Below are 15,228 nucleotides of genomic sequence, written 5' to 3' on the forward strand. Positions count from 1 at the left end.
AGATGTGGACAGCGGTGCTGGGTCCGAAGGCTCAGAGGAGGGCGAGCGGCCGGTACACGCGCAGCGCCTCGTGCTGCTTGTCGACCGTCAACTCCGGCCCGCACTCGCCCACTTCACCGTCGAAGGCGAGCGGCGTGCCCGGCGCGATGCCGCCCACCCGCAGCCGGGTGAGCCGTGTCGCGGCGTGGAAGGGGGAGCGGGACAGCGGACCGGAGAGCGCCGCCGCGAGCAGCCGCACCCCGGGCAGCCGGCCGCCGTTGACGGTGCGCACGTCCAGCAGCCCGTCCGCCAGATCGGCGCGCCGCCCCGCGGTCAGGCCCATCCGCCGGTACGTGCAGTTCCCCGCGAACAGCAGCCACAACGGCCGCTTCCTGCCCATGAGTTCGGCTTCGAGCGGGTGATCGCGGCGCAGCACGTGGACCGCCGCCACGACATCGGCGAGACGCCCGCCGATCCGCCCCGACCAGCGCTCCCGCTCCCGCACCAGCTCCGGATAGGCGCCCAGGCTGAACGTGTTGAGGAAGATGCCGGAGCCCTTGGACGAGGTGAACCGGCCCACGTCGACGGCGACCGCGTCACCGCCCACGACCGCCCGCACCAGATCGCCGACGTCCTCGATGCCGAGGTCGTACGCGAAGTGGTTGAGGGTGCCGCCGGGCAGCACCGCCAGCGGCAGCCCGTGCTTCAGCGCCACCCGGGCCGCCGTGTTCACCGAGCCGTCGCCGCCCGAGATCCCCAGCGCGCGGGCCCGCGGCGCCGCCTTCTCCAGCGCGGTCTCCAGCTCGCCGCCCGTGCACTCCACGAACTCGGCGCGCGGCAGCGCACCCTTCAGGGCCCGCACCTTCTCCGGGGTCCCGGCCCCGGTGTTCACCACCAGCACCAGGCCCTCGCCGTCCGGCAGCGCCGGCACGTCGTCCACCAGCGGGCGGCCGGGCGACGGCATCTGGTCGCGGGTCGGCACCAGGCCGCGCACCGCGAAGGCCGCGCCCACGCCGAGCGCCGCGCCCGCCAGGACGTCACCGGGGAAGTGGGCGCCGGTGTACACCCGGGACGCGGCCACCGAGAACGCCACGGGCGCGACCGCCGCGCCCCAGCCGCGCGACTCCAGGGCCACGCCCGTCGCGAACGCGGCGGCCGAGGCCGCGTGGCCGGACGGGAACGACGTCGTGAACGGCTGCCGCTTCAGCCGGCGCACCAGCGGCACCGGGTCGAGCACCGGCCGCGGCCGGCGCACCGACCGCTTGCCGAGCGTGTTGATCGTCGCCGAGGCGAGCGCCAGGGACGCCACCCCGCGCACCGCGGCCCGGCGGGCCCGCGGCGAACCGGTGGCGGCGAGCGCGCCGCCCACCGCGAACCACAGCACACCGTGGTTCGCGGCGCGGCTCAGCCGCGGCAGGATCCGCTCGGCGCCGGGCCAGCGGGCCCCGGCGGCGAACTCGAAGACGCGCAGGTCGAGGGCGGCCAGTCGGCCGCGCAGGGAGGGGCCCGGCGGGGCCACGTCCAGCGGGGGCGTGGTCAGGTCGAGGTCGGCACACATGTGACGACGGGTACCCGGTGAAGGGCCGCGCACCCGTCGCCGGCCGAGGAATCGGTTTGCCCGTCACCCGCACGGACGTCCACAATGCGGGATCATGGGACATCTGGAAGCCGCGCACCTCGAGTACTTCTTGCCGGACGGGCGGGCCCTGCTCGGTGATGTGTCGTTCCGCGTCGGCGAGGGCGCGGTCGTCGCCCTCGTCGGACCGAACGGGGCGGGCAAGACGACGCTCCTGCGCCTGCTGTCCGGCGAGCTCCAGCCGCACGGCGGCTCCGTCACCGTCGGTGGCGGGCTCGGCGTGATGCGCCAGTTCGTGGGCTCCGTGCAGGACGAGACGACCGTCCGCGACCTCCTCGTCTCCGTGTCGTCGCCGCGCATCCGCGAGGCCGCGCAGGCCGTCGACAAGGCCGAGCACGCGATCATGACCGTCGACGACGAGGCCGCGCAGATGCAGTACGCGCAGGCCCTCTCCGACTGGGCCGAGGCGCAGGGGTACGAGGCGGAGACGCTCTGGGACATGTGCACGACGGCCGCGCTCGGCGTCCCGTACGACAAGGCGCAGTTCCGCGAGGTGCGCACGCTCTCCGGCGGCGAGCAGAAGCGGCTGGTCCTGGAGGCGCTGCTGCGCGGCCACGACGAGGTCCTGCTGCTCGACGAGCCGGACAACTACCTCGACGTACCCGGCAAGCGCTGGCTGGAGGAGAAGCTCCGCGAGACCCGCAAGACGGTCTTGTTCGTCTCCCACGACCGCGAGCTGCTCGCCCGCTCCGCACAGAAGATCATCAGTGTCGAGCCCGGCCCCGGCGGCGCCGACGCCTGGGTGCACGGCAGCGGCTTCAGCACCTACCACGAGGCGCGCCGCGAGCGCTTCGCCCGGTTCGAGGAGCTGCGCCGCCGCTGGGACGAGAAGCACGCCCAGCTGAAGAAGCTCGTCCTGAACCTGCGGCAGGCGGCCTCCGTCAGCCACGAGATGGCGTCCCGCTACGCCGCCGCGCAGACCCGCCTGCGCAAGTTCGAGGAGGCCGGGCCGCCGCCGGAGCCGCCGCGCGAGCAGGACATCACCATGCGCCTGAAGGGCGGCCGCACCGGCATCCGCGCGGTCACCGTCGAGGGCCTGGAGCTGACCGGCCTCATGAACCCCTTCGACCTGGAGGTCTTCTACGGCGAGCGGGTCGCGGTCCTCGGCTCGAACGGCTCGGGCAAGTCCCACTTCCTGCGACTGCTCGCCGGCGACGCGTCGGTGGCCCACACCGGTCACTGGAAGCTCGGCGCCCGCGTCGTCCCCGGCCACTTCGCGCAGACCCACGCCCACCCCGAACTCCAGGGCCGCCCGCTGCTCGACATCCTCTGGCGCGACCACGCCAAGGACCGGGGAGCGGCCATGTCGCTGCTGCGGCGCTACGAGCTGACGGCGCAGGCCGAGCAGAAGTTCGAGCGGCTCTCCGGCGGCCAGCAGGCCCGGTTCCAGATCCTGCTCCTGGAACTGGAGGGCGCCACCGCCCTGCTGCTCGACGAGCCCACGGACAACCTCGACCTGGAGTCGGCCGAGGCCCTCCAGGAAGGCCTCGAATCCTTCGACGGCACGGTCCTCGCCGTCACCCACGACCGCTGGTTCGCCCGCTCCTTCGACCGCTTCCTGGTCTTCGGCACGGACGGCAGGGTCCGCGAGACCCCGGAGCCGGTCTGGGACGAGCGCCGCGTGGAGCGCACGAGGTAGGCCTCAGGAGGCGCGGCCGGCCACGGACTCAGCCGGCCGGCCGGCGCAGCAGTGCCCCCAGTCCGCCGGAGGGGCCCGCCGACGTCACGGAGAGCGCCGACGCGCCCGTGGCCGCCGCGCAGCGCAGGAGCGCGTCGTCCGCCCGGGCGGGCAGCGGTTCGGCCACCCCCAGGGCGGCCGCGTCGGCACGTCGCACCGCCACCTGGTCCGGCGCGTCGCCGACCCACACCTCCCGGTGCGCGTCCGGCCCGCCGGACCGCACCAGGAGCTCGGCGATCCGGTGCTCCCGGGCCGCCTCGACCAGCGCGGGCACCCCCTCCACCGCCGCGTCGACCCGCCCGCGCGCGGACGCGAACAGGTCCTCGCCGCGCGCCGCCCGCAGCGCCGCGTGCCCGGTCCTGGCCCGCTCCAGCTCGGCGTCGAGCAGACCGCTCCCGGCCCCGTGCCGGGCCCGCACCACCCGCCCGTCGAGCACCCCCGGCAGCCGGTCCCGCACCGCGGCGCACTCCCGCTCGTCGCCCACCAGCACCACCAGATCGGCCCCGGTCTCCGCCTGGCAGACCACCAGCGCCCGGGCGATCTCCCCGGCCTCGCGCTCCCACGTGTCCCACGTGTTCCGGGCGGGCGGACCGGCCGACGCCGCCCGCGGCACCGACACCGTGCCGGCCGCCGACTCACCGAGCGAGGACCGCACCTCGAAGTCCGCGCCCCGCCGGTCCAGGTACACGACGAGGCACACCGGGTCGTCGTCCGCGAGATCCAGCAGGGGAGCGGTGTGCGGCACCGGCGCCCAGTGGGCCGAGGTACCCGGCGGCGGCGCGCTCAGCGGCGGATCCAGGACGACTTCGCCGGCCGTCGCGAAGAACGCCCGGCCCACCGGCTCCCGCGCGTGCCGCAGTTCGTCGACCGCCATCCGCGCAGCGTGGCACGTGGCCTGGTCGGCACCGGCCGCCGCGAGGGCCCGCTGCACGCCGAGCGCCTCCAGGGTCTGGTCCTCCGCCGTCGACCCGCAATAGCGCGACGTGTCCACGTACACCGACGCCCAGGGGCCGGGCCGGTCGCACAGCGGGGTGAGGAACGCGAGGTCCATGACTGCCTCCCAGGAGTCGTGGGTACCCCGGGCCGGGATACCGCGTGCGGTGCAGGTACCCGCACCGGGCGTGGACAGACCTGGCGGCCGTGTCCGCGGGCCGGCGGCCGGAACGGGTGCCTGGCGCAGCGGATCGTCGCCACGACCGGAGGATCGCCGTACGCTGCTGAGTCGGAGCGTTCGACCAGGCTTGAGGAGACGCGGTGGCGAGGACGTCCTTCCGTACGGGCGACGTCGACGAGGCCATGGAGGCGATCAAGGACGCCTTCTACAGCAACCGGCTCGACGTGCTGGCCCGCCCGGAGCGGTTCGGGGCCGCCTTCGAAGTGCTCGAACTCGGGGGCATCACCATCGGCGACCTGGCGTGCGGGGCCGATGTCCGGGTGCGCTGCGGGGAGTTGGGCGCCTACCACGTGGACATCCCGGTCGGCGGCCCGCTCTCCTGGCACCAGGCGGGACGCCCCGAGCAGATCACCGCGCCCGGCAGGGCCGCCCTGTTCCAGCCGGTCGGGACCACCGTCCTGGACCGCTGGGTGGGCGAGGGCCGGGTCATCGCGCTGAAGATAGACCGCGCCCTGCTGGAGCGCCGCGTCCAGGAACTGACCGGCCGGGCTCCCCGCGGCCCGGTCACCCTCGCCCCCGAACTCGACCTGACCGCGGGCCGCGGCCGGTCCTGGGCGCGCCTCGTCGAGACCCTCGCCACCGATCTGCACGACGGCACCCGCCTCTTCGAACACCCCCTGGTCGCCGGCCCGTTGCGCGACTCCGTCCTCAACGGACTGCTGCTCTCCGCCGAACACCGCTACCGCGAACAGATCGACCGGGTCGAGGGAGAGCTGCGGCCCGCCCCGGTCAAGCGCGCCATGAACGCCATGCGCGAGCGGCCCGAACACCCCTTCACCACGGCGGACCTGGCCGCCGAGGCCCGGGTCGGGGTCCGCTGGCTGCAGGAGGCGTTCGGCCGCTACGTGGGCATGCCGCCGATGGCGTACCTGCGCACCGTCCGGCTGGAGCGGGTGCACGCCGAACTGCTCGCGGCCGACCCGCGCACGGCGACCGTCAGCGAGGTCGCGTACCGCTGGGGCTTCGGACATCTGGGCCGGTTCGCCGAGCAGTACCGGGCCCGCTACGGCCGCGTGCCGTCCCAGACCCTGCGCGAGGGCCGGCCCGACTGACCCGGTCCTGCACGGCACCGCGCTATCCGGACAGTGGCCGCGCTCAGCGGATCGAGCGGCCCGCCACGGATGATCTACCGTGGGACCGTCGCCGGGTGACCGTCCCCGGCCCCGGGTCCTTGCCGTCCCGTGGCCGCCGACGTGACGGACCCGGGGGCGCCCCGACTCGGCCCTACCCGCCGGGTCGGCACCTGCCCGCGGGCCCGGACTCCCCCCGGACACTGCGCCGGGCCCGTCGGCGTGGGTCTGCCGTGCCCCGTCGGAGCCGCCAGAGCCGTCAGGCGACGCCGCTGACCTGTTCGAGCAGCGCCGCGGAGAACGCCTTGAGATCGTCCGGCCGACGGCTCGTGACCAGGACGTTCGGCCCGCCGGTGCAGACCTTCACCTGCATGTCGACCCAGGTGCCGCCCGCGTTGCGGATGTCGGTGGCCAGACTCGGCCACGACGTCAGCGTCCGGCCGCGCACCACGTCGGCCTCGACCAGCGTCCACGCGGCGTGGCAGATCGCCGCGACCGGCAGACCCCGGGTGAAGAAGTCCTTCACGAACGCCACGGCGTCGGGGTCCGTGCGCAGCTGGTCCGGATTGGCCACGCCGCCCGGCAGCACCAGCGCGTCGAAGCCGTCGGCGCCCAGCGCCGCCCGGTCCGCGACGGTCTCCTGCACCGGGAAGGCGTCCGCCCGGTCGAGATGGTGGAAGGCCCGTACCTCACCGGGCCGCGTCGACACGAGCACGGGCTCGCCGCCCGCGTCCCGCACCGCCTGCCAGGGATCGGTGAGCTCCACCTGTTCGACCCCTTCGGGCGCCACCAGGAACGCGATACGCATCGGTTGCTCAACTCCCTTGTACGTGTGCTGACGTGTACGTGCGCTGACGTGCACGTGTGCTGTTGTGTCCGTGTGCTGTCCTGTACGGGTGACCGATCGACGGCCCGATCGGCTCGGGCCGGTCAGACCGGGAATCCGGCCGGGCCGCCGTCCGGTTCGGCGCCGCTGATGTCGGCCAGCGCGGACGTCGGGTCCTGGGTGAGCGCCAGATCGCCCAGGCTCACCATCCCCACCGGGTGACCGTCCTCGACCACCGGAAGCCGGCGCACCGCGTGCTCGCGCATCAGCGTGACCGCCGCGGACACCGCTTCGTCCGGTCCGATGGCCACCGGATTCGGGGTGCACACGGCCTGCGCGCTGATCGTGAGCGGATCAGCTCCGTCGGCGACGGCGCGCAGCGCGATGTCGCGGTCGGTCAGGACGCCGACCAGCCGCCGGTCGTCCGTCACCAGGACGTCTCCGATGTCCTGGGCCCGCATCAACTGGGCGGCCTCGACGAGCGAGGCGTCCGGGCGGACCGTCACCACACTCGGTGTCATGACGTCCCTCACCAATTCGGCCATGGCTGTAGGCCTTTCTGCTCCTCGAGTACATCTGACGTGCGGCGGTGGTGGGACCCCGCCGCGTACCCCGTGACCCGCGTCCTATGCGTCGTCCGGGGTGAGTGCGCGGGCCAGCTCCGACGCCGTGCGGAACACCGTGCCCCCGGGCAGTCCGGCGACCAGGTCGGCCAGCCGGTCGGGTGCGCCGCGCTCACGGAGCGTCCCCGCGAGCGCGACGGCGGTCGCCGGGAACGCCGTGCGCCCCAACTGCCGCCCCAGTTCCTGGCGGACGGCCTCGAACCTGCCCGGCGCCGGGCCCGGCAGCACCGGGCCGCCCGCCACCTCCGGATCGTCGTCCGCCACGGGCTCCGGGTCGTGCCACTCCGTGACCCGCGTGGAGTGCCCGGACCGCAGCAGACCCTGCAGTTCGGTCTTCATCTCGTCGTCGCGATGCGCGCTGAGCCGGTCGCTGCGTCGCTGCATCTGTCCCTCCAGTGACTCGGCGATGGCCGACGCGTACCCGACCGGTTCCCGCTGACACCTGCCGGTTTGCCCGCCTCCGCCGGGGAGACCCGTGCTCCGTCACCCCCTCGCTCCCATCGCTGGGGAAGGACAGGTCATGGAGGTACTCACGGTTCTCGTACCGGTCGGCATGCTGGGGCTCGTCCTCGCCCTCGGACGCTACGAAGAATGGCTGTTGCCCCGGCCGGACGACTCCGACCGACGGGAACCGGCCGCATCCGCCCGCTGAGGGGTCCCCGGGGCGGGGCCGTGTTTGTCACGGCACCCCGGGGGCAGGCGCATGTCAGTGCTTCGGACAGGAGGCACGTCCGTGGGAAGGGCACATCACGTGTCCACGGAGCCGCGTCAGCGGCCCTCGCCCCGGGTGTGCCCGACGTGGCTTCGGGGCGCGACTCCCACGGTGACCACCGGACCCAAGGCACCCCATCAGGGAGTTGCGATTCCATGCGTACGCGTACCAGCGCACCCGTGAACCCGGTGAAGCCCGGGCAACGTCACCCGCACGACGACGCCCCCGACACCGCCGAGGACTTCGCGAAACTGTCCGACCTTCCCGACGGACCCGAGCGCGACGAACTGCGCCAGCGGGTCGTCGAGGCGTGGCTCCCCATGTCGGAGCGGCTCGCCGGCCGCTTCCGCAACCGCGGCGAGTCCTACGAGGACCTTCGTCAGGTCGCGGCACTCGGCCTGGTCAAAGCCGTCGACCGCTACGACCCCGAGCGCGGCAACGCCTTCGAGAGCTATGCCGTGCCCACCGTCACCGGCGAGATCAAGCGGCACTTCCGCGACCACATGTGGACGCTGCACGTACCGCGCCGCGTCCAGGACCTGCGCAACCGCGTCAGGTTCGCGCAGCACGAACTCTCCCAGGGCATCTCGGGGCGCGCCCCGACGCTCAGCGAGATCGCCGCGCACGCGGGCATGACCGAGGACGAGGCCCGCACCGGGATCGAGGCGCTGGAGAGCTTCAGCGCGCTCTCCCTCGACGCCGAACTGCCGGGCAGCGAGGACGGGTACTCGCTCTCCGACGCGCTGGGCTCGGTCGACCCCGCGCTCGACGTCGTCATCGACCGCGAGGCCGTCAAACCGCGGATCGCCGCGCTCCCGGAGCGGGAGCGGCGCATCCTGTACATGCGGTTCTTCGGCGACATGACGCAGAGCCGGATCGCCGACCAGCTCGGCATCTCGCAGATGCACGTCTCCCGGCTGATCAGCCGGTGCTGCGAACGGCTGCGGGACCAGGTCCTGTCCGACGCGGCCTGATCAGGGCCGCCGCATCGCGAGGGCGATGTGCCGCGACATCACGTCGAGGGCCTTCGCCTCCGCCATCGAGAACGCGAGGCGTCCGGCGGACCGGCACAGGGTGAGCACGCCCTGGACCGGTTCGCCGGACGCCGTCACGAGCGGCACGCACAGCAGCGAGGTGACGTCGGCACGGACCACGACGGGCGCCCCCGACGCGTCCGCGCCGAGCGCCTGCGGATCCTCCGGCCGCACCAGCAGCGCGGGCGCGCCGCCGCGGGCCGCCTCGACGACGAGCGGGCTGTCGGCCGGATCCTGCGCGGCGATGTCCCGCACCGCCTCGTCGTCGGCGCCGAGCACCGTCGTACGCTCCATGCGCGCGGCCCCCTTGTCGGCCACCACCCAGTCCGCGAACCGGCCGTGCAGGGTCCGGGCGGCGCGCCGCAGCACCTCGGAAGCGTCGCCCGCGGGCGCGGCGAGCAACTCCCGCGCCATCAGGTCCACCAGATCCATCAGGGCCGTGTGCCGGGTCGTCTCGGCGAGGTCGGGGACCGGTGCGGTGGGACGGGCCGTGCTCGGGCCCGCCGGGGCGTCGTCGTCGGCGGGCTGGAGGACCACCAGGACCGTGGTGCGCGGCTCGTTGCCCGGCCGCAGGCCGGTCAGGGTGGTGCGCACGGGCGTCTGCGGACTCTGCTGCAGGTGCACCGTCAGACCGCGGTCGCCCTCGCCGCGCGCCACCGCCGCGACCTGGGAGCGGAACGCGACACGGTCCGCGTGGGCCAGCAGGCCCGTCAGCGGGCGGCCCGTCGCGTACCCGGCGCGCACCCCGGTGAACGTCGTCGCCGCGAAGTTGAGGCGGCGGACCACCGACTCGCGGTCCACGAGCGCCACCGGCAGCGGCAGCCGCTGGAAGACGGCCCGCAGCAACTGCTGTTCCTGCCGGTCCGCGGTGGCCGAACGGCCGGCGCCGCCACCGCTGCCCGCGCTCAGCCGCGCGTACCCCGGCAACAACTCACGGACCGCGTGGTCGAGTTCGAAGAGCGCCGCGTCGAGCACGGCAGGCAGCTCGTCCGTCGGTACCGACCTGGCTGCCTTCAACTCGGCCACGCGGCGCACGAAGTCCGCAAGCTCTTCACCGAATTCCTCCTTCTGCGCCATGGACAGAACGTATCCCGTCCGGTCGTTTTCGGGGGCGCGCAGGGGGAAGCCGGACCGTAGAGGAGGCGTCATCCGATGCGACAGTCCGTCCGCACACCAGGAACCGGGAACGAGCACAGGACCGGCGAGCCGTACTCCTCGGAGCGCGGCCGACTCGCCCATGAGACACCGGAGTCGGGGCTGCCGGCCCGGCGGCTCTCCGAACTCGCCGAGGAGGCCGTGCGGTGCACGGCCGACTGCTGCGGCGCCGTGGCCACGGCGTCCGACGGCAGCGACGAACGGCCGTCCGCCGTCACCCACCCCGACCTCGCCGCCCTCGTCTCGGTGCAGCTGCGCTCCGGCGAGGGGCCCATTCCCGCCGCCGAACGGCAGGGGCGGCCGGTGGACGCGCAGGACCTGCTGCGGGACCAGCGGTGGCCCGACTACCGTGCCCTGGCGCTCGACTCCGGGGTGCGGTCGAGCGTGACCATCCCGTTCCGCAGCTCCGACCTCACCGTCACCCTCACCCTCTGCAGCTTCCGGCCCGGGGCCCTGGAGGCCGCCCCGCACGGCCCGGTCCGCGCGCTGGGCGACCTCGCCGCGACCTGTCTGGTGCGGGACCGCTCCTACCGGGCGGCCCTCACCGAGATCGACCAGATGGGCGCCGCCCTGCGGACCCGTGCCGTCGTCGACCAGGCGTGCGGCATCGTCATGCACGTGCTGGGCTGCGACGCGGACGCCGCGTTCGCGGTGCTGCGGCGGATATCGCAGACCACGAACCGCAAACTGGCGGAGGTCGCTGCCGCTGTGGTGGAGCGGCGGGGGCGGGGGCTGGAACGTGAGCTGGCCGCCCTGACGCGGTGAGGCGCCCGTACGCCGTTCCGGGTCTGTGTGTCGTGGGCGGGTGCGGGTGCGGGTGCGGGTGCGTGGGGCTTCTCGCGCAGTTCCCCGCGCCCCTGAAAGGCGCACTCCGTGCGCCTCCAGGAGGCCGCAGGCCTCCAGGGGCGCGGGGAACTGAGCGACCAGCCTCCACCGGCCCGCACCCGCCCACGAGAGGGAACCCGGCAGACGCGTACGCCGCGCGCAAACGCCCCGCGGGATGTGACCCTGGTGCCAACGGAGCGCACCGGCGATCGGACACGTCACGGAGGCACCATGCGGCCATCGGACCCCACGGCCCGAGACCCCCACGCCCGCGCCCCCGGCGGAGCCCCCGGCCCCGTCGAAGGGCGCGGCCCCGTCCGGTACGGCCCACCGCTGCCGGAACCGGGCCTCCCGGTCCTGCCCGAGCTCACCGCGATCGTCGCCGGAGCGGCCGCCCGCCCCGACCCCGAACCGCCCGGCGGCCCGCCCGCCCTCGTCGAGGCGGCCCGCGGCTTCTGGCAGCGCCGCGGCCTGGCCGCCGACCGGGGCCGGGTGACCGCGGCCCCCGGCGCCGCCCCGCTGCTGCTCGCGATCACCGCGGCGCTCGGCGGCGACGTCCTGCTGCCGCGCCCCTGCCCGGCCTGGTGGGTGCCGCAGGCCCGGCTGCTCGGCCGCGACGTGTTCCACGTGCCGACGCCCGCCGAGTGCGGCGGCGTCCCCGACCCGTACGCCCTCCTGGAGACGATCCGCCGGGTCAGAGCGGAGGGCGGCGACCCGCGGCTGCTGGTGCTGTCCGTGGCCGACGACCCCACGGCCACCGTGCCGCCGCCCGAAGTGCTGCACGAGGCCGTCGAGGCCGCCGCCGCCGAGGGGCTGCACGTCGTCAGCGACGAGACCTGGCGCGACACCGTGCACCCGGACACGGACACCGTCCTGTTCAGCCCGGCCGAGATGTTCCCCGCCCTGGTCACCGTCCTGACGGATCTGACCGGGGCGTTCCTGCCGCCGTCCCTGCCCGCGGCCTGCGCCCGGTTCGCGCCGACCGCAGAGGGCAGCGCGCTCGCCGCCCGCGTCCTCGACATCCTCACCGCGACCGGCGGCGTCCTCCCGGCGCCGGTCGCGGCGGCGGCCACGTACGTCCTGAACGAGGGCGAGGAGGTCACCGCCCGGCGCACGGCCGCCGTCGCCCTCCACGGCGCGGTGGCGGGCGCGCTGCACCGCCGGGTGCTCGCGGCGGGCGGCCTGGCCAGGCCCCCGCGGTGCGGCCGCCACCTGTACGTCGACCTGGACCCGCTGCGCCCGCCGCTCGACGCGCTCGGGGTGCGGGACGCCCAGGACCTGGAGGACTTCCTCACCGCACGCCTGGGCATGCCGGCGCCCGGCGGCCACCGGTTCGGCGACGATCCGGCGGCCCTGCGCTGCCGGCTGGCCACCGGGCCGTTGCTCGGTTCAACCCCGCGGGAGCGCTCGGCGTCTCTCACCTCACCGGAGCCCCTGGAATTGCCGCACGTGGCACGGCTGTTGAGCATGGTGGGGTCGGCACTCGGCGAGATCGGCGAACTCCGCGCCGACGCGGGCCCCGTGGGCCGGGACGGCAACGGGCCGACTGGCGAGGGATGGGAGTCCGAGCGATGACCCAAGCGTCCGAGGCGCCGAACAGGGCGCAGACGGCACGGCGAGCTGATGCCACCGCGTCCCACCGGCCCCTCGTCGAGCCGCGGCCGCTCGGCGGGGGAGGCATGGCGGACGTGCCGCGCCGCTGGCCGAAGTCGTTCGCGGACCGGCTGACCGCACCCCTGCCGGGGCTGCGCGCCTTCGCCCGGTTCGCCCGCGAGGGCGCGCTGCGGCCCACCGCCGACGGACTGGCCGACATCCCGAACCTGCCGTTCGAGCCGGGCCCGCTGCCGGACGTCGACACCCGCACCACCGCCGTCACCTGGGCCGGCCACGCCAGCTGGATCGTCCGCATCGGCGGCCTCACCGTCCTCACCGACCCGGTCTGGTCCCGCAAGATCCTCGGCACCCCCGCCCGGGTCACCCCGGTCGGCGTCGCCTGGAGCGCGCTGCCGCCCGTCGACGCGGTCGTCATCAGCCACAACCACTACGACCACCTGGACTGGCCCACCCTCAGACGGCTCCCGCGGGACACCCCCGTGCTCGTCCCCGCGGGCCTCGGCCGCTGGTTCACCCGGCGCCGCTTCACCCAGGTCACCGAGCTCGACTGGTGGGAGGCGGCGGAGCTGAAGGGGGTGCGCTTCGACTTCGTCCCCGCGCACCACTGGTCCAAGCGCAGCCTCACCGACACCTGCCGCACGCTGTGGGGCGGCTGGGTCCTCACCGACCGGGACGGACAGCGCGTCTACTTCGCCGGGGACACCGGCTACGGCCACTGGTTCGCGGAGATCGGCAGCCGCTACCCCGGCATCGACCTGGCCCTGCTGCCGATCGGCGCGTACGAGCCGCGCTGGTGGCTGGAGGACGTGCACTGCTCGCCGGAGGACGCGGTGCGGGCCGCGCAGGACGTGGGCGCCCGCCGGATGGCGCCCATGCACTGGGCCACGTTCCTGCTGTCGGCCGAGCCGGTCCTCGAACCGCTCACCCGGCTGCGGGCCGCCTGGGAGAAGGCGGGACTGGCCCGCGCCGCGCTGTGGGACCTGCCGATCGGCGCGTCACGCGTGCTGACTGCCTGACGGCCGCCGCACCCTGCGCCACACCGACGGGACCGCGCTGACCAGCAGGGTCAGCGCGACCGCTGCGACCACGCCCTCCCACGGCTCGCGGAACAGGGAGCCGCCGAGGATCCCGATGACCTGGTACGTCACCGCCCAGGCGAGGCACGCCGGGACGTCGCCGCGGGCGAACCGGCGCAGCGGCATCTTCGCCATCAGACAGGCGAGCATCACCGGGATCCGCCCGGCGGGCACCAGCCGCGACAGCACGAGCACCATCACCCCGTGGTCGGCGAGCTTGTCCTGCGCCTGCGCGAGCCGCTCCTCGGGTGCCCGCGAGCGGATGGCCGCCAGCCACCGCGACCCGTTCTTCGACCGCATGCCGCGCTGCCCCAGCCAGTACAGGGCGATGTCGCCGAGGAACGCGGCGAGGGAGGCGGTGACGAACACGAGCAGCAGCGAGTACGGCGCGGACTGGTGGAACGCGACGACGGCCGCGGAACTCACCAGCGCACCCGTCGGAATCACCGGAACCAGCGCGCCGACGGCGACGAGCAGGAACAACGTCGGGTAGCCGACGGCCTGTTGGGTCGACTCGGGCGGCACCTGGGTGGCGGCGGACAGCATCACCTGGCCACCTCCGGGCGGACGCTCTCGCCGTGCGCGAGCCGGTGCACGGCCACCCCCGGCGCCCGCAGCGCCGCCTGCCGGACGAACTCGTCGCCCGGCGTGTGGAACTCGTGCGGCCGCACCGCGTCCATGCCGATCGGCCAGTACGTCCCGTAGTGCACGGGCACCGCACTGCGCGGCGAGATCCGGGTCAGCGCCTCGGCGGCCCGCGCCGGGTCGAGGTGGTGCGGGCCCAGGTACGGGCCCCAGCCGCCCACCGGCAGCAGCGCGACGTCCACCTCGCCGACCGCCTCGGCCATCCCCTCGAAGAGCCCCGTGTCACCCGCGAAGTACGTCCGGGCCTCGCCGTTCACCACGTAGCCGAGCGCCGGCGCACGGTGCGGTCCGACCGGCAGCCGCCGCCCGTCGTGCTCGGCGGGCACCGCCTCCACCACCAGGTCACCGACCTCGACGCGGGCACCCGCGTCGACCTCCACGATCTTCAGCGTGCGCAGCCGGCGCAGCGCGGGCACGGAGCGGACGGCGCCGCGCGGCACCAGCACGCGCGTGCCGGGGGCGAGCCGGGCGAGCGAGGGGACGTGCAGGTGGTCGGCGTGCAGGTGCGACACCAGGACCAGGTCGGCGTGCGCGGCGCCGGCCGGCGGGGGAGCGCCGCGCCGGCGGCGCAGGTGCGCGAGCCGCCGGGCGAAGAGCGGATCGGTCAGCACCCGGATGCCCGAGTCCTCGACCGTGCAGGTGGCGTGACCCCACCAGGTGATCTCCACCGGCACGCTGTCTCCTTACGCTCCTTCGTGCGACTCCCCCGAGCCTACGCGCAGGAGTAGGGTCGACGGCGAAAGCTGAGGTGAGGGGGGACACCATGGGCGCATCCGACGGAGCGGTCCGGGTGGCGGCGATCGCCAGTCTGACTCCGCTGGAGGAACTCGACGCGGACCCCTTCCTGGTGGACTCCCGCAGCCAGCACGCGATGTGCGCCCGCTGGGCCGCCGAGCGCGGCTACGTCATCACCCGCGAACTCCTCGTGCACGCCCTGCGCCCGGACCACGAGGTCCTGTGGGCCGACGTCGACGCGGGCCTCGTCGACGTCTTCGTCGCCCCGTGCGACCGCGTACTGCGGGCGGCACTGCGCTCCGTCGACGCGTTCTCCGCGGAGTGCGAGCGGCGCGGGGTGCGGCTGGAGACGGCGGGCCTCGCCGAGCCGGCGTACGACACGGAGATGAAGGCCCGCGTGCACCGCCGCCTCTCGATGCCCACGGCGGGCTACGACGGCTGCTAGC

Annotated in this window: 16 protein-coding genes; 8 read left to right on the forward strand and 8 right to left on the reverse strand. The window is 74.8% G+C overall.

What is annotated here, in order from left to right:
* Positions 1-31: 31 nt before the first annotated feature.
* Complete coding sequence (locus RBJ77_RS59515) at positions 32-1,537, reverse strand: bifunctional phosphatase PAP2/diacylglycerol kinase family protein (protein ID WP_372352546.1); 1,506 nt, start codon at positions 1,535-1,537, stop codon at positions 32-34.
* A 94-nt stretch (positions 1,538-1,631) separates the two neighbouring features.
* Between RBJ77_RS59515 and RBJ77_RS59520 the strand changes: the two genes are divergently transcribed.
* Positions 1,632-3,254 carry an ABC-F family ATP-binding cassette domain-containing protein gene (locus RBJ77_RS59520; protein ID WP_372352547.1) on the forward strand — a complete coding sequence of 541 codons (1,623 nt, stop codon included), beginning with the start codon at positions 1,632-1,634 and terminating at the stop codon, positions 3,252-3,254.
* Between the two features lie 28 nt (positions 3,255-3,282).
* Here the strand turns inward: RBJ77_RS59520 and RBJ77_RS59525 are convergent, their stop codons facing one another.
* Positions 3,283-4,344, reverse strand: a complete 1,062-nt coding sequence (locus tag RBJ77_RS59525; RefSeq protein ID WP_372352548.1) for a hypothetical protein — start codon at positions 4,342-4,344, stop codon at positions 3,283-3,285.
* Positions 4,345-4,547: 203 nt separating this feature from the next.
* Between RBJ77_RS59525 and RBJ77_RS59530 the strand changes: the two genes are divergently transcribed.
* Entirely contained in the window at positions 4,548-5,519 is a 972-nt protein-coding gene (locus RBJ77_RS59530; RefSeq protein WP_372352549.1) for an AraC family transcriptional regulator, read from the forward strand.
* 277 nt (positions 5,520-5,796) lie between these two features.
* On the opposite strand, the gene RBJ77_RS59535 is transcribed toward RBJ77_RS59530, so the two are convergent.
* From RBJ77_RS59535 to RBJ77_RS59545, 3 genes are all read right to left on the reverse strand, one after another.
* Positions 5,797-6,345, reverse strand: a complete 549-nt coding sequence (locus RBJ77_RS59535; protein WP_372352550.1) for a type 1 glutamine amidotransferase domain-containing protein — start codon at positions 6,343-6,345, stop codon at positions 5,797-5,799.
* Between the two features lie 122 nt (positions 6,346-6,467).
* Positions 6,468-6,908: a CBS domain-containing protein gene (locus tag RBJ77_RS59540; RefSeq protein WP_372352551.1), complete on the reverse strand. Its 441-nt coding sequence runs from the start codon at positions 6,906-6,908 to the stop codon at positions 6,468-6,470.
* An 81-nt stretch (positions 6,909-6,989) separates the two neighbouring features.
* Positions 6,990-7,370 carry a DUF2795 domain-containing protein gene (locus RBJ77_RS59545; protein ID WP_372352552.1) on the reverse strand — a complete coding sequence of 127 codons (381 nt, stop codon included), beginning with the start codon at positions 7,368-7,370 and terminating at the stop codon, positions 6,990-6,992.
* A gap of 136 nt (positions 7,371-7,506) precedes the next feature.
* Here RBJ77_RS59545 and RBJ77_RS59550 point away from each other — a divergent pair, with 136 nt between their 5' ends.
* Complete coding sequence (locus RBJ77_RS59550) at positions 7,507-7,638, forward strand: hypothetical protein (protein ID WP_372352553.1); 132 nt, start codon at positions 7,507-7,509, stop codon at positions 7,636-7,638.
* Positions 7,639-7,853: 215 nt separating this feature from the next.
* The gene (locus tag RBJ77_RS59555; RefSeq protein ID WP_372352554.1) at positions 7,854-8,672 is read left to right on the forward strand and encodes an RNA polymerase sigma factor SigF; all 819 of its coding nucleotides are present in this window, start codon (positions 7,854-7,856) and stop codon (positions 8,670-8,672) included.
* Here RBJ77_RS59555 and RBJ77_RS59560 read toward each other — a convergent pair whose 3' ends face one another.
* Entirely contained in the window at positions 8,673-9,809 is a 1,137-nt protein-coding gene (locus RBJ77_RS59560) for a PAS domain-containing protein (protein WP_372352555.1), read from the reverse strand.
* Positions 9,810-9,884: 75 nt separating this feature from the next.
* On the opposite strand from RBJ77_RS59560, the gene RBJ77_RS59565 reads away from it, so the two are divergent.
* From RBJ77_RS59565 to RBJ77_RS59575, 3 genes are all read left to right on the forward strand, one after another.
* Positions 9,885-10,652 (forward strand): ANTAR domain-containing response regulator, encoded by a 768-nt coding sequence (locus RBJ77_RS59565; protein WP_372352556.1) that lies wholly within the window; start codon positions 9,885-9,887, stop codon positions 10,650-10,652.
* A gap of 291 nt (positions 10,653-10,943) precedes the next feature.
* Positions 10,944-12,287 (forward strand): aminotransferase class I/II-fold pyridoxal phosphate-dependent enzyme, encoded by a 1,344-nt coding sequence (locus RBJ77_RS59570; RefSeq protein ID WP_372352557.1) that lies wholly within the window; start codon positions 10,944-10,946, stop codon positions 12,285-12,287.
* A complete protein-coding gene (locus RBJ77_RS59575; protein ID WP_372352558.1) occupies positions 12,284-13,342 on the forward strand; it encodes an MBL fold metallo-hydrolase in 1,059 nt (352 codons plus the stop codon). Before RBJ77_RS59570 ends, RBJ77_RS59575 begins: the two co-directional genes overlap by 4 nt.
* Here RBJ77_RS59575 and RBJ77_RS59580 read toward each other — a convergent pair.
* On the reverse strand, positions 13,322-13,948 hold the full coding sequence (locus RBJ77_RS59580; protein WP_372352559.1) for a DedA family protein: 627 nt from the start codon (positions 13,946-13,948) through the stop codon (positions 13,322-13,324). The two genes, RBJ77_RS59575 and RBJ77_RS59580, sit on opposite strands and share 21 nt — an antisense overlap.
* Complete coding sequence (locus tag RBJ77_RS59585; RefSeq protein ID WP_255972134.1) at positions 13,948-14,721, reverse strand: MBL fold metallo-hydrolase; 774 nt, start codon at positions 14,719-14,721, stop codon at positions 13,948-13,950. Before RBJ77_RS59585 ends, RBJ77_RS59580 begins: the two co-directional genes overlap by 1 nt.
* An 89-nt stretch (positions 14,722-14,810) precedes the next feature.
* Between RBJ77_RS59585 and RBJ77_RS59590 the strand changes: the two genes are divergently transcribed.
* Complete coding sequence (locus RBJ77_RS59590; RefSeq protein WP_372352560.1) at positions 14,811-15,227, forward strand: hypothetical protein; 417 nt, start codon at positions 14,811-14,813, stop codon at positions 15,225-15,227.
* Position 15,228: the final 1 nt, after the last annotated feature.

Source organism: Streptomyces sp. KL116D, from assembly GCF_030766975.1.
Taxonomy (GTDB): domain Bacteria; phylum Actinomycetota; class Actinomycetes; order Streptomycetales; family Streptomycetaceae; genus Streptomyces; species Streptomyces longispororuber_A.

Excerpts from the sequence above, each read along its gene's own strand:
- RBJ77_RS59515 (WP_372352546.1), bottom strand. The coding sequence starts at position 1,537 with ATGTGTGCCGACCTCGACCTGACCACGCCCCCGCTGGACGTGGCCCCG.
- RBJ77_RS59520 (WP_372352547.1), top strand. The coding sequence starts at position 1,632 with ATGGGACATCTGGAAGCCGCGCACCTCGAGTACTTCTTGCCGGACGGG.
- RBJ77_RS59525 (WP_372352548.1), bottom strand. The coding sequence starts at position 4,344 with ATGGACCTCGCGTTCCTCACCCCGCTGTGCGACCGGCCCGGCCCCTGG.
- RBJ77_RS59535 (WP_372352550.1), bottom strand. The coding sequence starts at position 6,345 with ATGCGTATCGCGTTCCTGGTGGCGCCCGAAGGGGTCGAACAGGTGGAG.
- RBJ77_RS59540 (WP_372352551.1), bottom strand. The coding sequence starts at position 6,908 with ATGGCCGAATTGGTGAGGGACGTCATGACACCGAGTGTGGTGACGGTC.
- RBJ77_RS59545 (WP_372352552.1), bottom strand. The coding sequence starts at position 7,370 with ATGCAGCGACGCAGCGACCGGCTCAGCGCGCATCGCGACGACGAGATG.
- RBJ77_RS59550 (WP_372352553.1), top strand. The coding sequence starts at position 7,507 with ATGGAGGTACTCACGGTTCTCGTACCGGTCGGCATGCTGGGGCTCGTC.
- RBJ77_RS59555 (WP_372352554.1), top strand. The coding sequence starts at position 7,854 with ATGCGTACGCGTACCAGCGCACCCGTGAACCCGGTGAAGCCCGGGCAA.
- RBJ77_RS59560 (WP_372352555.1), bottom strand. The coding sequence starts at position 9,809 with ATGGCGCAGAAGGAGGAATTCGGTGAAGAGCTTGCGGACTTCGTGCGC.
- RBJ77_RS59565 (WP_372352556.1), top strand. The coding sequence starts at position 9,885 with ATGCGACAGTCCGTCCGCACACCAGGAACCGGGAACGAGCACAGGACC.
- RBJ77_RS59570 (WP_372352557.1), top strand. The coding sequence starts at position 10,944 with ATGCGGCCATCGGACCCCACGGCCCGAGACCCCCACGCCCGCGCCCCC.
- RBJ77_RS59575 (WP_372352558.1), top strand. The coding sequence starts at position 12,284 with ATGACCCAAGCGTCCGAGGCGCCGAACAGGGCGCAGACGGCACGGCGA.
- RBJ77_RS59580 (WP_372352559.1), bottom strand. The coding sequence starts at position 13,948 with ATGCTGTCCGCCGCCACCCAGGTGCCGCCCGAGTCGACCCAACAGGCC.
- RBJ77_RS59590 (WP_372352560.1), top strand. The coding sequence starts at position 14,811 with ATGGGCGCATCCGACGGAGCGGTCCGGGTGGCGGCGATCGCCAGTCTG.